Source organism: Streptomyces sp. NPDC057428 (genome assembly GCF_042803195.1).
GTDB lineage: Bacteria > Actinomycetota > Actinomycetes > Streptomycetales > Streptomycetaceae > Streptomyces.
In genome coordinates, this window is the sequence record NZ_JBHVCT010000001.1 from 68,426 (window position 1) to 83,441 (window position 15,016).

Annotated in this window: 10 protein-coding genes; 8 read left to right on the forward strand and 2 right to left on the reverse strand. The window is 71.3% G+C overall.

The annotated features are described in order from the left end of the window. Positions 1-138 precede the first annotated feature (138 nt). Positions 139-1,440: a multidrug effflux MFS transporter gene (locus ACFU5K_RS00280; protein ID WP_384054780.1), complete on the reverse strand. Its 1,302-nt coding sequence runs from the start codon at positions 1,438-1,440 to the stop codon at positions 139-141. An 84-nt stretch (positions 1,441-1,524) separates the two neighbouring features. Between ACFU5K_RS00280 and ACFU5K_RS00285 the strand changes: the two genes are divergently transcribed. Then, positions 1,525-2,529: a Gfo/Idh/MocA family protein gene (locus ACFU5K_RS00285; protein ID WP_384054783.1), complete on the forward strand. Its 1,005-nt coding sequence runs from the start codon at positions 1,525-1,527 to the stop codon at positions 2,527-2,529. Positions 2,530-2,538: 9 nt separating this feature from the next. Here the strand turns inward: ACFU5K_RS00285 and ACFU5K_RS00290 are convergent, their stop codons facing one another. Continuing rightward, the gene (locus ACFU5K_RS00290) at positions 2,539-4,206 is read right to left on the reverse strand and encodes an alkaline phosphatase D family protein (RefSeq protein ID WP_384054785.1); all 1,668 of its coding nucleotides are present in this window, start codon (positions 4,204-4,206) and stop codon (positions 2,539-2,541) included. 143 nt (positions 4,207-4,349) lie between these two features. Between ACFU5K_RS00290 and ACFU5K_RS00295 the strand changes: the two genes are divergently transcribed. The 7 genes from ACFU5K_RS00295 to ACFU5K_RS00325 all read left to right on the forward strand — a co-directional run bounded on the left by ACFU5K_RS00295 (position 4,350) and on the right by ACFU5K_RS00325 (position 14,955). Continuing rightward, complete coding sequence (locus tag ACFU5K_RS00295) at positions 4,350-5,105, forward strand: SDR family oxidoreductase (protein ID WP_384054787.1); 756 nt, start codon at positions 4,350-4,352, stop codon at positions 5,103-5,105. A gap of 129 nt (positions 5,106-5,234) precedes the next feature. Then, a complete protein-coding gene (locus ACFU5K_RS00300; RefSeq protein WP_384054790.1) occupies positions 5,235-6,089 on the forward strand; it encodes a PhzF family phenazine biosynthesis protein in 855 nt (284 codons plus the stop codon). A gap of 13 nt (positions 6,090-6,102) precedes the next feature. Next, positions 6,103-6,276, forward strand: a complete 174-nt coding sequence (locus ACFU5K_RS00305; protein WP_384054793.1) for a GNAT family N-acetyltransferase — start codon at positions 6,103-6,105, stop codon at positions 6,274-6,276. Positions 6,277-6,376: 100 nt separating this feature from the next. After that, positions 6,377-7,279, forward strand: a complete 903-nt coding sequence (locus tag ACFU5K_RS00310; protein ID WP_384054796.1) for a glycosyltransferase family 2 protein — start codon at positions 6,377-6,379, stop codon at positions 7,277-7,279. Between the two features lie 349 nt (positions 7,280-7,628). Next, the gene (locus tag ACFU5K_RS00315; RefSeq protein ID WP_384054798.1) at positions 7,629-11,075 is read left to right on the forward strand and encodes a phosphodiester glycosidase family protein; all 3,447 of its coding nucleotides are present in this window, start codon (positions 7,629-7,631) and stop codon (positions 11,073-11,075) included. A 228-nt stretch (positions 11,076-11,303) separates the two neighbouring features. Then, positions 11,304-12,980, forward strand: coding sequence for a protein kinase (locus tag ACFU5K_RS00320; protein WP_384054800.1), 1,677 nt, complete (start codon positions 11,304-11,306; stop codon positions 12,978-12,980). Between the two features lie 55 nt (positions 12,981-13,035). Then, positions 13,036-14,955, forward strand: a complete 1,920-nt coding sequence (locus tag ACFU5K_RS00325) for an FHA domain-containing protein (RefSeq protein WP_384054803.1) — start codon at positions 13,036-13,038, stop codon at positions 14,953-14,955. Positions 14,956-15,016 lie beyond the last annotated feature (61 nt).

A 15,016-nucleotide genomic window follows, 5' to 3' on the forward strand; every position in this document is an offset into this window, starting at 1 on the left:
GTACGTGAGCGTCCCGGCCGGTGCGGGGGTGCGGCCGGCGGATTCTTCGGGGCTCATGGCCCACTCCTGTCAGAGACGGTGGACGGTGTCCCTTCCCGTACGCCCGGACCGTCCGCACCTCGGGCGGCGGTCCACCGTTCAGCCGGGGAGGCCGCCGCCTCGCCACGGCCGGCAGAGCAGCAGGAAGCACGCGGTGGCGGACAGCGCGCAGACCACCTGCACCACGGCCATGGGTACGGCGGTCGCCTCGCCCGCGATCCCGACGAGCGGCGAGGCGATGGCGCCGATGAGGAACTGGGAGGTGCCCAGCAGTGCGGAGGCGGACCCGGCCGCGTGCTTCGTCCGCATCAGGGCCTGGGAGTTGGTGTTGGGCATCGCGAGGCCCATGCAGGACATCAGGACGAACAGCCCGGCGGCGACCGGCAGGAGTCCGACGTCGCCGAAGACGCCGGAGGTCATCAGCAGCAGGGCGATCGCGGCGAGGGAGATGACCGCGAGTCCGAAGCCGAGCGCCTTGTCCAGGCTGATCCGGCCGACCAGCACCTTGCCGTTGATCTGGCCGACGGTGATCAGCCCGATGGAGTTGATGCCGAAGAGCAGGCTGAAGGTCTGCGGCGATGCCCCGTAGATCTCCTGGACGACGAAGGGCGACGCGCTCACGTAGGCGAAGAGCGCGGCGAAGGCGAGGCTGCCCGCGACCATGTAGCCGGTGAACACCCGGTCGGCGAGCAGCCCGCGCATGGTGCGCAGGGCGTCCGTGATGCCACCGGTGTGCCGCTCCGCCGGCGGGAGGGTCTCGTGGAGGAACTTCCAGACGACGAAGGTGAGCGCCGCGCCGACGGCGACGAGGACGACGAAGATCCCACGCCAGTCGGTGAACCGGAGGACCTGGCCGCCGATCACCGGGGCGATGACCGGGGCCACTCCGGAGATCAGCATCAGCGTGGAGAAGAAGCGGGCCATCTCCATGCCGTCGAAGAGGTCGCGCACGACGGCTCGCGAGATCACGATGCCCGCCGCGCCGGCCAGGCCCTGAAGCAGGCGGAAGCCGATGAGGAGTTCCGCGGTGGGGGCCAGGGCGCAGATCGCGGTGGCGACGACGTAGACGATCATGCCGAGGAGCAGCGGCCGGCGGCGGCCCCAGCGGTCGCTCATGGGGCCGACCACGAGCTGGCCCAGTGCCATGCCGGTGAGGCAGGCGGTCAGCGTGAGCTGAACGGTGGCGGCCGGCGCCTGCAGGGAGTCGGTGACCGCCGGCAGCGCCGGGAGGTACATGTCCATGGAGAGGGGCGGCAGCGCGGTGAGACCGCCCAGGACCAGGGTGACCAGGAGTCCGACCCGCCGTGCGGCGGGGGTGGAGAGGCCTGGCGCGGCGCTTTCGGTGGTCGGTATGTACGGGTGCTGTTCTTGCTGGGCCCGGCTCACGCCGCTGTCCGGCATCGTCGTCTCCGCTTCGTTGAAACCGCATCTATGCTCTCAGGTCAGTCGTAGTGGTCGAAACCTTTTCTGTGAGGGCGGGCGGGCATGAGCGGGACTGTGCGTTGGGGAATTCTGGCCACGGGCGGCATAGCCGCGACGTTCACGGCGGACCTGCTGGCCATGAAGGACCCGAGGGCAGAGATCGTGGCGGTCGCCTCGCGCACCGAGGCCTCGGCGAAGGCCTTCGCCGAACGGTTCGGGATCGGTCGGGCGTACGGCAGCTGGGCGGAGCTCGTCGCCGACGAGTCGGTCGACGTGGTCTACGTGGCCACCCCGCACTCCGCGCACAGGGAGGCCGCCGGCCTCGCCCTGGAGGCCGGCAAGCACGTGCTGTGCGAGAAGGCGTTCACGCTCAACGAGCGCGAGGCCCGGGAACTGATGGACCTGGCCCGGGAGCGCGGGCTGTTCCTGATGGAAGCGATGTGGACGTACTGCAATCCGCTCATCCGCCGGATGACCGAGCTGGTGCGGGACGGGGCGGTCGGCGAGATCCGCACGGTGCAGGCCGACTTCGGGTTCGCGGGCACCTTCGGGGCCGGACACCGCCTGCGCGATCCCGCACTGGGCGGCGGCGCTCTCCTGGACCTCGGGGTCTATCCGGTGTCCTTCGCACACCTGCTGCTGGGCGAGCCGGACCGGGTCCAGGCGGACGCGCTGCTGTCGCCCGAGGGCGTCGACCTGAACACCGGGATGCTGCTGGGCTGGGAGTCGGGTGCCACCGCGCTGCTGAGCTGCTCGATCGTCGGGGACCTGCCGACAGTCGCGTCGGTGACCGGCACGGCGGGACGCATCGACTTCCCGCAGGGCTTCTTCCACCCGGACAGCTTCGTCCTGCACCGGCCCGGCCGGGAGCCGGAGAAGTTCACCACCGGCCCGGGCCCGCAGGGGCTTTCGGGCATGCAGTTCGAAGCCGCCGAGGTGACGCGGGCCTTGCTGGCGGGCGAGAAGGAGTCCCCGCTGGTGCCGCTGGAGGGCTCGCTCGCCGTGATGCGGACGCTCGACGCGGTGCGTGAGCGCGTCGGCGTCCGCTATCCCGCGGACCGGGTCTGACCCGAAGGGCTACGCCGGGGTGAGCCCCGGGTTCCCGGCCTCGGTCACGAAGGACGCGGCCGTGCTGACGGGCGCACCGGGGGTGGTGACCGCCGACACCGTATGGAAGTCGGCGCGCGCCTCCTCCTTGCCGAGGCCGACGACGACGTAGCCGCGGCGGCCGTTGTAGAACTTCAGGTGCGGGTTGGCCGCCATCTGCTTGGCGTAGTTGGCCGGCTTCTCGGAGCCGTCCTTGCCGCTGGTGATCGAGGTGGCCACGATCTCGGTGCCCAGGGTCCTCGACGCGGGGTCGTTGAAGTCCTTCTTCAGGTCGAAGCCGTAGGCGACGTGCACGTCACCGGTGAGGACCATCAGGTTGTCGATCCCGGCGGCCTCCACGCCGTCCATGATCCGCTGCCGGGATGCCGGGTAGCCGTCCCAGGAGTCCATGGACAGCTTGAAGGCGTCGGTCGGCACGTCGCGGCGCTGGGCGAAGGTCACCTGCTGGGGTACGACGTTCCAGAGGGCGTCCGAGCGCTTCCAGCCGTCGATCAGCCAGCGCTCCTGGGCGGCGCCCGTCATGGTGCGCGACGGGTCCTCGGACTCCGGTCCGGGCACCTTCCAGCCGTCACCGTATGCCTGGTTGCTGCGGTACTGGCGGGTGTCGAGGATGTCGAACTGGGCGAGCCGCCCGAACCGCAGCCGGCGGTAGAGCCGCATGTCGGGTCCGGTGGGGCGCTGCGGGGTGCGCAGCGGCTGGTTCTCCCAGTAGGCGCGGTAGGCGGCGGCCCTGCGCAGCAGGAACTCCTCCGGCGGGACGTCGTTCTCCGGGGTGTCGCCGGCGTAGTTGTTCTCCGTCTCGTGGTCGTCCCAGGTGACGACGAAGGGGTGCGCTGCGTGGGCGGCACGCAGGTCGGGGTCCGACTTGTAGAGGCCGTACCGCATGCGGTAGTCGTCCAGCGTGAGCGTCTCCCGGTTGAAGTGGTCGGGCAGGACGAGGCCGGTCTGGTTGCGGGCTCCGCCGACCGCCGTGACCGCGTACTCGTAGAGGTAGTCGCCGAGGTGGAAGACCACGTCGACGTCCTCGGCCGCCAGGTGCTTGTAGGCGGTGAAGTAGCCGTCGTGGTAGGCCTGGCAGGAGACCGCGGCCAGGTTCAGCGAGCTGTTGCGCGCACCTGCGGAGGGCGCGGTGCGGGTGCGGCCGGTGGGGCTGATCCACTTGCCGGTACGGAAGCGGTAGTAGAACGTCCGGTCGTCGTCGAGGCCCTTGACGTCGACGTGCACGCTGTGGCCGAACTCCGGGTGCGCGGTGGCCGAGCCGCGCCGGACCGTGCGCCGGAAGCGCTCGTCGCGGGCGATCTCCCAGTGGACCTCGACACGCTCTGCGGGCAGCCCGCCGTCCGCCTCGTAGGGTCGGGGCGCGAGTCTGGTCCACAGCAGCACGGAGTCGGGCAGCGGGTCGCCCGAGGCGACGCCGAGCGTGAAGGGATCCTCGGTGATCTTCCGGGCGTCGAGCTCGGCGGCGCTCGCGACACCGGCCGTGGGCAGGTTCGCGGCGAACGCGAGTGCCGCGGCCGCACCGGTGACGGTGAGGAAGCGGCGGCGGCCCACTCCCGACCCGAGGTGCCTCGCGGCGGCACGGAACTCTTCGGAGTGCCCCTGCTGTACGGGCGTGGCGCTGATCTGTGCGGGTGTCATATGCCCCTCCCCTGCTGGATGTTGCCAGAGGCATTCGAGACCGCGCGGACAACGTCCCGTGGGCACGTACGCAACATCCGAATGGCGGTGCGATGAGCACCGGACGCCGGCACGGTGCAAACCCTCCCGTACGCTGCCGGGCCATGAACGCTGAGCAGGGAATCGCGGTCGTCACAGGTGCGGGATCGGGGATCGGGAGGGCGGTCGCGCTGGCACTCTCGGGCGCGGGGTGGACGGTGGCTCTGGCGGGCCGGCGGGCGTCGGCCCTGGAGGAGGCGGCCGCTGCGTCCGGACCGGGCCGCACGATGTGCCTGCCGACCGATGTGACCGATCCGGACGGGGTGGCGGCGCTCTTCGCCGCCGTACGGGAACGGTTCGGCCGTCTCGATCTGCTCTTCAACAACGCGGGTACGTTCGGGCCGGGTTCGACGCCGGTGGAGGACCTCGCCCACGAGGACTGGCGGGCCGTGGTGGACGTCAATCTGACGGGGGCCTTCCTGTGCGCCCAGGCGGCGTACCGCCTGATGAAGGAGCAGGACCCGCAGGGCGGCCGGATCATCAACAACGGCTCTGTCTCCGCACACGCCCCGCGCCCGCACTCGATCGCCTACACGGCGACGAAGCACGCGGTGACCGGTCTGACGAAGTCGCTGTCGCTGGACGGGCGGCCGTACCGCATCGCCTGCGGCCAGATCGACATCGGCAACGCCGCGACCGACATGACGCAGCGGATGAGCGCGGGGATCCTCCAGGCCAACGGCGAGGTGGCCGCCGAGCCCGTGATGGCGGCGGCGGACGTGGCACGGACGGTCCTGCACATGGCGGAGCTGCCGTTGGAGGCCAATGTGCAGTTCGCGACGGTGCTGGCCACGGCGATGCCGTACGTGGGCCGGGGGTGACCGATTCGCTTCCACCTCGGGACCGGCTCGGGGCCCGCCCGGGGGACGCCCTCCCCGCGGGCACTCCCGCACCGCCGCGAGGGGCGCGGACCGGGAATGGGCGCCGGAGCCGTCCGGTTGAGCCTGAACATGAGCCCACTCCCGCGCGCCGAGGTCCTCCGTTACACCGCCTTCTCCGCCGATCCGGACGGCGGCAACCCCGCCGGTGTCGTCCTGGACGCCTCCGGCCTGGACGACGCGGGGATGCTCGCCGTCGCCGCGGAACTGAACTACAGCGAGTCGGCGTTCCTCACCGCCGCGGACGGCCTCGGCCGTTACACCATCCGCTACTTCAGCCCCAGGGCCGAGGTCCCCTTCTGCGGTCACGCCACGGTCGCCGCCGCCATCGCACTGGCTGAGCGCGACGGTCCGGGCGACCTGCTCCTCGCCACCGCCGCGGGTACGGTCCCGGTCACCGTCACCCGCGAGGGCGAGGAACTGCGCGCCACCCTCACCAGCGTCGAACCGCACGTCACGGACGTCGCCCCAGGCGATCTGGCCGAGGCCCTGTCCGCCCTGTCCTGGCCCGCCGTCGACCTGGACCCCGCCCTGCCGCCCCGCATCGCCTACGCGGGCGCCCGCCACCTGGTGCTGTCCGCAGCGACGCGCGAGCGGCTCGCGGACCTGTCGTACGACTTCGACCGCCTGGAAGCGCTCATGCACCGGCTTGACCTGACGACCGTTCAGCTGGTCTGGCGCGAGTCGGGGACCGTCTTCCACGTCCGCGACCCGTTCCCGGTCGGCGGCGTGGTCGAGGACCCGGCGACGGGCGCCGCGGCGGCCGCCTTCGGGGCGTACGCGCGCGAGCTCGGCCTCGTCCCGGAGGACGCGGTGCTCACCCTCCACCAGGGCGCCGACATGGGCCGCCCCGGCACCCTCACGGTCGGGCTCCGCCCGGGCGACCCGCGGATCAGGGTGAGCGGGACGGGTGCCCGTATCGGCTGAACCACCTCATGAGTTGCGCATCCCACGCGCGCAGCTCCTCATCGAGCCGTGGAACACCGCTTCGGTGCGCACCGCCGAGAGCGCCGGATACCGCTGTGAGGGACTGCTGCGCGGCTGGCAGGAGATCGGGGGCCGCCGCCGGGACATGCTCATGCGCCCGGCTGAACGACGACCGTCCCTCCGGTGACAGCCCGCCCACGGGAAGCTGAACGACCGGACGTTACGATCGCGGGCACCGCGGCCGAAACACGCTGCCGCGGCAACCGAACAGCCAGGAGTGACACACCTTGTCCGTACCACGCATCGGCGTATCGGTCGTGACCATGGGTGACCGCCCGCAGCAGGTCGAGGCGCTGCTGGCGTCGGTGGCCATGCAGGATGTGCGGCCCACCCGCGTGGTCGTCGTGGGCAACGGTTCGCCGCTCCCCGACTACACCGCCTTCCCCGGCCTGACGGATCTCACCGGCGGGGTGACCCTGCTGGAGCTCGACGAGAACCTGGGCTGCCCCGGCGGCCGCAACGAGGCGCTGACGGCCCTCGCCGGCTTCGGTGACGTGGACGTGGTGATCGAGCTGGACGACGACGGACTCCTGGTGGACAAGGACGTCTTCCGTACGGTCCAGGGGCTGTACGCGGACGACCCGAGGCTCGGCATCGTGGGCTTCCGGATCGCCGACGAGCGCGGCGAGACCCAGCGCCGGCACGTCCCGCGCCTTCGCGCCAAGGACCCGATGCGCAGTGGACCGGTCACCGCGTTCCTCGGCGGCGGCCACGCGCTCTCCATGGAGATGCTCGCCGGGACCGGGCACTGGCCGGCGGAGTTCTTCTTCACGCACGAGGAGACGGACCTGTCCTGGCGGGCGCTCGACGCGGACTGGAAGATCCTCTACGAACCCTCGCTGCTGCTCCAGCACCCCAAGACGTCCCCGGCCCGGCACGCGGTCTACTACCGCATGACCGCCCGCAACCGCGTCTGGCTGGCCCGCCGCCATCTGCCCCTCCCCCTGGTCCCCGTGTACCTCGGGACCTGGATCCTGCTCACCGTCCTGCGTACCCGCTCGGTCTCCGGGCTGCGTGCCTGGGCATCCGGCTTCGCGGAGGGGATGCGCACGCCGTGCGGCGTACGCAGGCCGATGCGCTGGCGGACGGTGTGGCGGATGACCCGTCTGGGCCGCCCGCCGGTCATCTGACCGCGGCCTGCCAGCGGGAATGGTGGACGGGTTGGCCCCCGTGTGTCCCGGTCATGGGGGGGGGGCCGCCCCTCCCAGATGTGGCGCACGCCCGACTGCCCGCAGTTCTGCCGGTGCGGTGCCCGGCACGTGGGACGGCGCCCAGGGCGACCGCCGGGGTCCCGGGGCCATGGCCACCGGCAGCGACCGAAGCCGAAGGCTTCCCGCTTGTTCCTGAACCGGACGCCAGGGCACCCTGAATGGTCATCCGCCCCTTACGGAACGGCAACCCGCGGTTTCCCGAGCGGGTGTGCGGTGGTCGTGGCGTGTCGGGGCCACCGGCGCGCACAACCGCAAGGACGAAACACCCATGACATTTCGCGCGAAGAGATCCCCGGTCACCGCCGTGCGCCGCACGGCGGTGACCGCGGTGGCGCTGGCGATCGTCGGCGCCGTGACGGGAGCGGGTTCGGCCGACACCGCGGCCGCGACCGGCCACGGTCACGGCCACACTGCCTCCCGGGACTGGCTCCCGGACACCCCGGACAATTGGCCGCTGGTCGTGGACCGGAGCAGTACCCCGTCCGAGACCGTCACCCGCGGCCTGACGCACCACAGCGAGACCTACGACACCGTGGGTGGCCGGCAGCACATCCAGGTGCTCCAGGCCGACCTCACCGACCCCAACCTCAGGGTCGGCGTGGCCGAGGCCGGGAACACCCTCACCAACCCCGCGGACGAGACACCGTCGTCCATGGCCCACCGCACCCACGCGGTGGCGGGTGTCAACGGCGACTACTTCGAGATCCACGGCAGCGGACGCCCCCTCGGCGGCATCATGACCGACGGGCACCTCCTGAAGAGCCCCAAGCCGGGCTTCGCCTCCCAGCTCGGCGTCAAGCCCGACGGTGCCCTGGTGATGGGCCCCGAGACCTTCTCCGGCACGATCACCGCCGGTTCCTCGACCCACGCGCTCACCTCGGTGAACACCGTGGACGACGCGGTGGCCGGCGGCATCACCGAGGTCACCTCGGACCTCGGCGAGACGCCGGGCCTGGCCAAGGCGTCCACGCTGGTGGTCGGTCACTCGACCGACGACGGTTTCGTCGTCGACCAGGTCAGCGGCGGCGTCACCACCGTGCCCCGCCTGGCCGCCGATCAGACCGGTCTGCTCGGCGCAGGCGCCGGTGGCCAGTGGCTCACCGACACGCTCCGCCCGGGCGACACTGTCGGCATCGGCACTCATCTCACTCCTGACAACGATGTCACCCAGTTGATCAGTGGCGTCGACACCCTGGTCAAGGACGGCAAGGTCTACAAGGACCCGACCGGCACGCCGCCGAGCGGCGCCAACCCGGAGACAGCCGTCGGCATCACCAAGGACGGCAAGCACGCCGTCGTGGTCGCCATCGACGGCCACGGCGGCGCGGACACCGCCTTTGGCGTGACCCCGGAACAGGCCGCGGGCTACCTGGTCGCCCACGGTGCCTGGACCGCGCTGCTCTTCGACGGCGGCGGCTCCACCACCATGGTCAGCCGTGCCCCCGGCGCGGACCGGGCCGGACTCGTCAACACACCGTCCGACCTGCCTGGCAACACCGAGCGCCCGGTCGCGAACGGCATCTTCTTCTACTCCACGGCCAAGGAGGCCGGTACAGCCGCCAAGGTCGTCGTCAACGGCGGCGAGACGGTCACCACCGTCCCAGGCGGCTCCGTCCCGGTCCCGGTGTACGCCGTTGACCGGTTCGCCAACCCGGCGGCCGGCCAGGTCCACGTCCGCGTCGAGCCCGCGAGCCTTGCCACCTACAAGGACGGCAGGCTCACTCCGCGCAGGGCCGGCACCGGCCGCGTCATCGCCTGGGACGGCAGGGCCGTCACGTCCGAGAAGTTGGAGGTCGTCAGCAAGCTGGAGAGCCTCACGGTCTCCCCGGACCAGGCCGACCTCGACAACGGCGCCACCCAGCAGCTGACGCTCTCGGCGACGGCCAGGGGCGGTGCCCAGGTGCGGATACCCGCCGAGGCGGCCCACTGGAAGATCACTCCCGAGGGCCTGGGCGGTGTCGACGCACACGGCCTGTTCACCGCGAGCGCCGACGACAGCGGCCTCGCCGAGGTGAGTGCCACGGTCGCGGGCGCCACCGGCACCACGTCGATCGCCGTCGGCAGCGTGTCCAAGGTCATCGATCCGATGAGCAGCCTCGACCGCTGGCGGCTGAGCAACAACACCACCGGTCAACCGGCCACCCTCACCGCCGAGGCGGGAGCCCTGCCGCCGGGCTCCACCGAGTCGGCCTCGCTGCGGCTCGACTACTCGATGCCGGCCGCCTCCGGCGTCAAACAGCTCGTGCTCACCCCGAACGTCACCCTGAAGACCGAAACGGACAACGGGCAGGTCCCCACCGCCATCGGCATGTGGATCAAGGGCGACGGCAACGGCATCGAGCTGGCCGAGCGCTATGTCGACGTCAACGGCACCGCGACCACGCTGTACCCGACGTACGTCACCTGGAAGGACTGGCACCTGGCGGTCGCGCAGTTGCCGGCCGGCATGCAGTTCCCGCTGACCATCGGCTTCGTCGACTTCCTGGCCATCAGCCCCAGCACCGCCTACAGCGGCTCGCTCAACATCGCCGGCCTGCAGGCGCTGTACTCGCCGAGGCCGGTCACCGTGCCCGAGTACAAGGCAGTACCGGACAACCCGAAGTGGCTCTCCCACGAGGAGGACTCCGCGGACTTCGCCCGGCGCGGCAGCACCCTGCTCACCGGCGACGACGCCCACCTGCTCGCCTCCGACCCCGGGTCGGTCAGCGGCAACGTGATGGACTCCATCGCGAAGCGGCTGCCCACGCTCACCTCGCAGGCCCGCCCGGACGCCGCTCAGTTCCTCGGTGACATGCCCGACGACGGCAAGCTCGCCGACCTGCGGTTCGCCAAGTCCAAGATGGACGCCCTCGGGGTGCCCGCGCGCGACATCGTGGGCAACCACGAGATCACCCAGGGAGCGGACGCCGAGAACGGCAACTACAGCGACACCTTCGGCGACACCCACTACGCCTACGGCATGGGCGCCGCCCGGCTGATCGTCACCGACAACTCGCACGGCAGCCTGCAGTCCTCGGACCCCTTCCAGGACCCGGAGGGCACCCAGTACCCCTGGCTGGTCCAGCAGTTGACCGACACCACCGCCAAGGACGTCCTGGTCGTCACGCACATGCCCGCCTATGACCCGCACCCTGCCGCGAACAGCCAGTTCACGGACCGCTGGGAGGCGCGTATGTACCTGCGGCTGGTGCAGCGCTACCAGCAGACGCATCCGAAGCAGCACGTGATCATGATGTACGGCCACGCCCGCGGCTTCGCCGAGCAGATCCTCGACCCCGAGGGCCACGCCACCACCGCGGAGAAGGGCGGCATTCCGCAGTTCACCTTCGCCGACCTCGGCATGCCGGCCTACGCCCCGGCCGACCGGGGCGGCATCTACCACTTCGGACTGATCCGGATCGGCGACGACGGCGACCTGCAGTACACCGTCGAGCCGGCACTGGCCTCGATCAACGTCCGGGGGCCCAAGGACCCGGTAAGCAGGGGGGATCACCTCACCCTGACCGCGACCGGCGACCAGATCGCCGGCGACAACATCGCGCCGCTGACCATCCCGGTCGCGGACCCCGCCTCACACGTGTGGTCCTCCAGCGATCCGAAGGTCGCCTCGGTGGACACGTCCACCGGGACGGTGACCGCCCACCGCTCCGGCACCGTCACCCTCTCGGTGACCTCCGGCGGCATCACCGGCAGCACCCGGGTCGTCGTACGGTGACCTGATCCCCACGCGGGAAACAGCGTCCAGGGCCCTGCCGTCGGGGGCCCTGGACGCTGTGCGCGGGCGACGGGCGGACCGGCTCACGCCCTTGGGGCGTGTCCACCGATAGCGCGCCCGCGTCCGTGGTTGTGGCGACCGCCGACAAACCCGCTGGACACCGTCACATATGGTTCACGGCGTTCTTCATACTGTCCCTGGCATTACACGGAGACAGGGAGCTGACCCATGCAGAACCAGGACGCGTCCTCACCCGACGCCGGTGGCGAACGGCTGGTCGCCGGTCGGTACCGACTGCTGTCCGTACTCGGTGAGGGGGGAATGGGCACGGTCTGGCGCGCGCGCGACCAGGTGCTGCACCGCGAGGTGGCCGTCAAGGAGGTGCGGGCTGCGGCGGATTCGCCGGCTGGGCGCAGCGCGGGGATGTACGCGCGGCTGGAGCGGGAGGCGTGGGCGGCGGCGCGGATCAACGCCCGTGGTGTGGTGACCGTCCACGACGTGGCCACCTTCGACGGCCGGCCGTGGATCGTGATGGAACTTGTCCGCGGCCGTTCGCTGGCCGATGCGCTCGGCGCCCGGGGTGCCCTGCCACCGCGGGAGGTCGCGCGTATTGGTGCCGAGGTGCTGGCGGCGCTTCGCGCGGCACACGGCGAGGGGGTGCTCCACCGCGACGTGAAGCCCGCCAATATCCTGCTCGCGGACGATGGCCGCATCGTGCTGACCGACTTCGGGATAGCCACGGTGGAGGGGGACACGGCGCTGACGTTGACCGGCGAGATCGTCGGTTCGCCCGAGTACGTCGCGCCGGAGCGGGCGTTGGGCCGTACGCCGGGTACCGCTTCCGACCTCTGGTCGCTGGGCGCGCTTCTGTACACGGCGGTGCAGGGCCGTTCACCGTTCCGTCGGACGACGGCTCTCGCGACGCTGCGCGCCGTCGTCGACGACGAACTGCCGCCGCCGCACCGCGCGGGGCCGCTCGGACCGGTCATCGAGGGCCTGACGCGCAAAGACCCCGCGGAACGGATGACAGCCGAGGAGGCCGGGCGGCACCTGAGCCTGGCCGCTGGGGAGCCGGCGCCCCCGTCGGAGGCCGACACCGCCGCCGGTGCCACCCTGTCCTCGGCCACCACCTCCGCCTCGGAAGCCCCCTCGTGGGCCGTCACGGCGGCGGAGGAACCGCCCCCCGCCGCACCCGGGCAGGAACGGACCGCGCCGACGCAGGCCGCGACCGCCCCGGTCGCCGCCCCCGGAACGCCGACGGAGCCGGGCTCACCGTCCGTCTCGGCAGAGCCCGCCGCGACGGTGGCGGCACCGGCGCCGCCCGTCGGCCCCCCTCCTGCCGGTCCAGGATTCGGGCCCGTGATCGCCGCGTCTGGACCCGGCTTCGGAGACGCTGTCGGCGCCGCACCCGTACCGGCACGCCGCAGCCGCCGTACCGCGTATCTGATCGGCGCCGTAGCGGCCGTACTGGTCCTGCTGGGCGGGGGTCTCACCTACGTGCTCGTGGGTGGGGGCGGCGGCGGAGAGGACAGCGGGAAGGAGAGCGGCAAGAGCGCCGCGCAGCCCGTGTCGGTGACAGTGGCGGGCGGCGCGACAACGTACGAGGGAAGCTGCCCTCCGGGGGAGGACCGGGCGCCCTGGTTCACCGCGACGTTCACGGCTCGGTCCCCCTTCCAGGTCTCCTACCGGTGGGTCTCGGAGAACGGGTCGGTGATCGATCGGCAGTGGCGGACCCTGACCTTCCGGGAGGGCGACCCGGCCACCAAGCAGGAGACCGTACGGCTGTCGACCTACGCGCGGGAGGGGACGCTGCGCAGTGCCATGGCGGTGGAGATCCGGTCCCCGTTCGACGCCAAGTCCAATTCTGTGCCGTTCTCGGTGACATGCGGTCCAGGCGGTGAGTGACCTGACGATATGTCGTAGATACTTCAACTGATCCAGCTTTCCCAAAGGAGTAGCCATGTTGTCGGTCATCGTGGGACGCACCGGTCCCTTCGCCGGTCAGAGCGTGGTTCTCGGCGACGCTCCGTTGACCTTCGGACGCAAGAGTGACAGCGATGTCGTCATCGTCAGTGTCAGCGCTTCCCGACGGCACGCCGAGATCCTCGCCGAGGACGACGCATACGTGCTCCACGACCGGGACAGCAGGAACGGCACGTATGTCAACGACGAGCGCGTGACCCGGCAGAAGCTGATGCCCGGGGACACGATACGTATCGGTGACGAGACGTTTCTGTTCGAGACGCAGGAGGCCCTGGAGACGGTCATGGACCTCTCCCGGCTCGCTCTGCCACGCGCCGACGCCACGACGGATCCCAGCGTGCTGCGCGTCACGGTGAGCGGTGGTGGCCCGGTCGGGCTCGCCTTCGCCCTGCTGTTGGAGGAGTCCCTGCGCGGTCGGGTGTCCGTCACCGTCCACGACGGCCGGTGGGTCCGCAGCGGCACAAGGGTGGTCTGGAAGGACGAGTCCCACGGCAACGTCCGCCGGCAGCAGGTCGTCACCGTCCAGAGCCGGCAGTACCTGGCGCTGACGGAGGAGATGCGGACGGCGGTGTTCGGGGACGGCCAGTTCTCCGAGATGTGGCCGCTCGGCCCCGACTCCGTGAGCGGGCGGCCACCTCGCAACATCCGGATCGCCCACATCGAGGACCGGCTGCTGGAGCTGGCCAACGGCAAGTCGGGGATCCGGCTGGTGCCCGAGCGGTTCGATCCGGCCCAGAGCGAACACCTCATCGCCCGCGACCACGTGCTGGTGATCTGCGAGGGTGGTCGCTCGCGCACCCGCGAGCACTTCGCGGACCGCTTCGGCGCGGCCGACGCCTCCATCTACTCCCTCGACGGCGAGCACCTTCAGGACGTGGTGCTGGGACTGCGGGTCAAGTCCCGGCTCTCGGATCCCATGAGCGTCCTGCTGACCGTGGCGCAGAACCGCTTCCTGCTCAACTCGCTACGCGGCGAGGGCTTCCTGAACATGCGGCTGACCCGCGAGGAGGCGCGCAACGTCATCGGCATCGACCCGGTGCGGCAGGTCTTCGAGGAGTGCATCGCGGCCCGGCCGTGCGTCATGAGCCGTCAGGAGGAGAACGAGTTCGTCTGCCCGACCCACGGCACGCTCTTCCTGCCGGCGCTGCTGCGCGGTTCGCCGCTGTGGAAGCGGATCCAGGAAGGGCTGCGGCTGTTCGGCGTGGCCGAGGACGACCTCAGCGCGGTCACGTCGTTCCGGCTGGACATGGTGCAGCGGCCCCGGTTCACCGCCCAGCTCGTTCGCCCGACCGGCGACCGCCCCGGGACGTACGGGTTCCTGCTGGGCGACGCGGCCAACGCCATTCACTTCTGGCCCGGCCGGGGCCTGAACAGTGGCCTCGCCTCGGCCGTCTCCCTGGCCCGTACCCTCAGCCGCGGCTGGCGGGGCCGGCCGCTGCGCGACGCGGACTTCATCCGTCACGAGGCGGCGATGTCGATGCTCCAGTACCGCCACAAGAGCCGCGCATGGAACGCGATGGTCACGACGGACGAGCGAGGCGTGACCCGAGCGATCAAGGACATCATCGAGAGCAGCATGGACGGTACGGCTGCGTCCGGCGCCGCCGTACCGGCGCGGTCGGCGGCGGACCTGGAGAGCCTTCTGGAGCGAATGAGGGCGATCCGCGACCGCCTCGCCGCCCGCCTGCCGGGGCTGCCCGACGACGAGGAACTGCGGGCCCATCTCTCCGCGCTGGCACCCGCCACTCTGCGCACACTCCAGGAGAGCGGTGCGTGGGACACGCTGATCGTCGGTGGCGAGGAGGCGGACATCGACATCTTCTACCAGCAGGACGCCCCGGTCTTCGTCCCCGCCCCCGCCGGTCCTCGGCCCCCGGACCCCCGCGTGCCGGCCTGAGAGCCCGGCGCGGGGCCCCGGTGCGCCGAACGCCGCATGACGTCCGCCGCCTCCGCCGCCC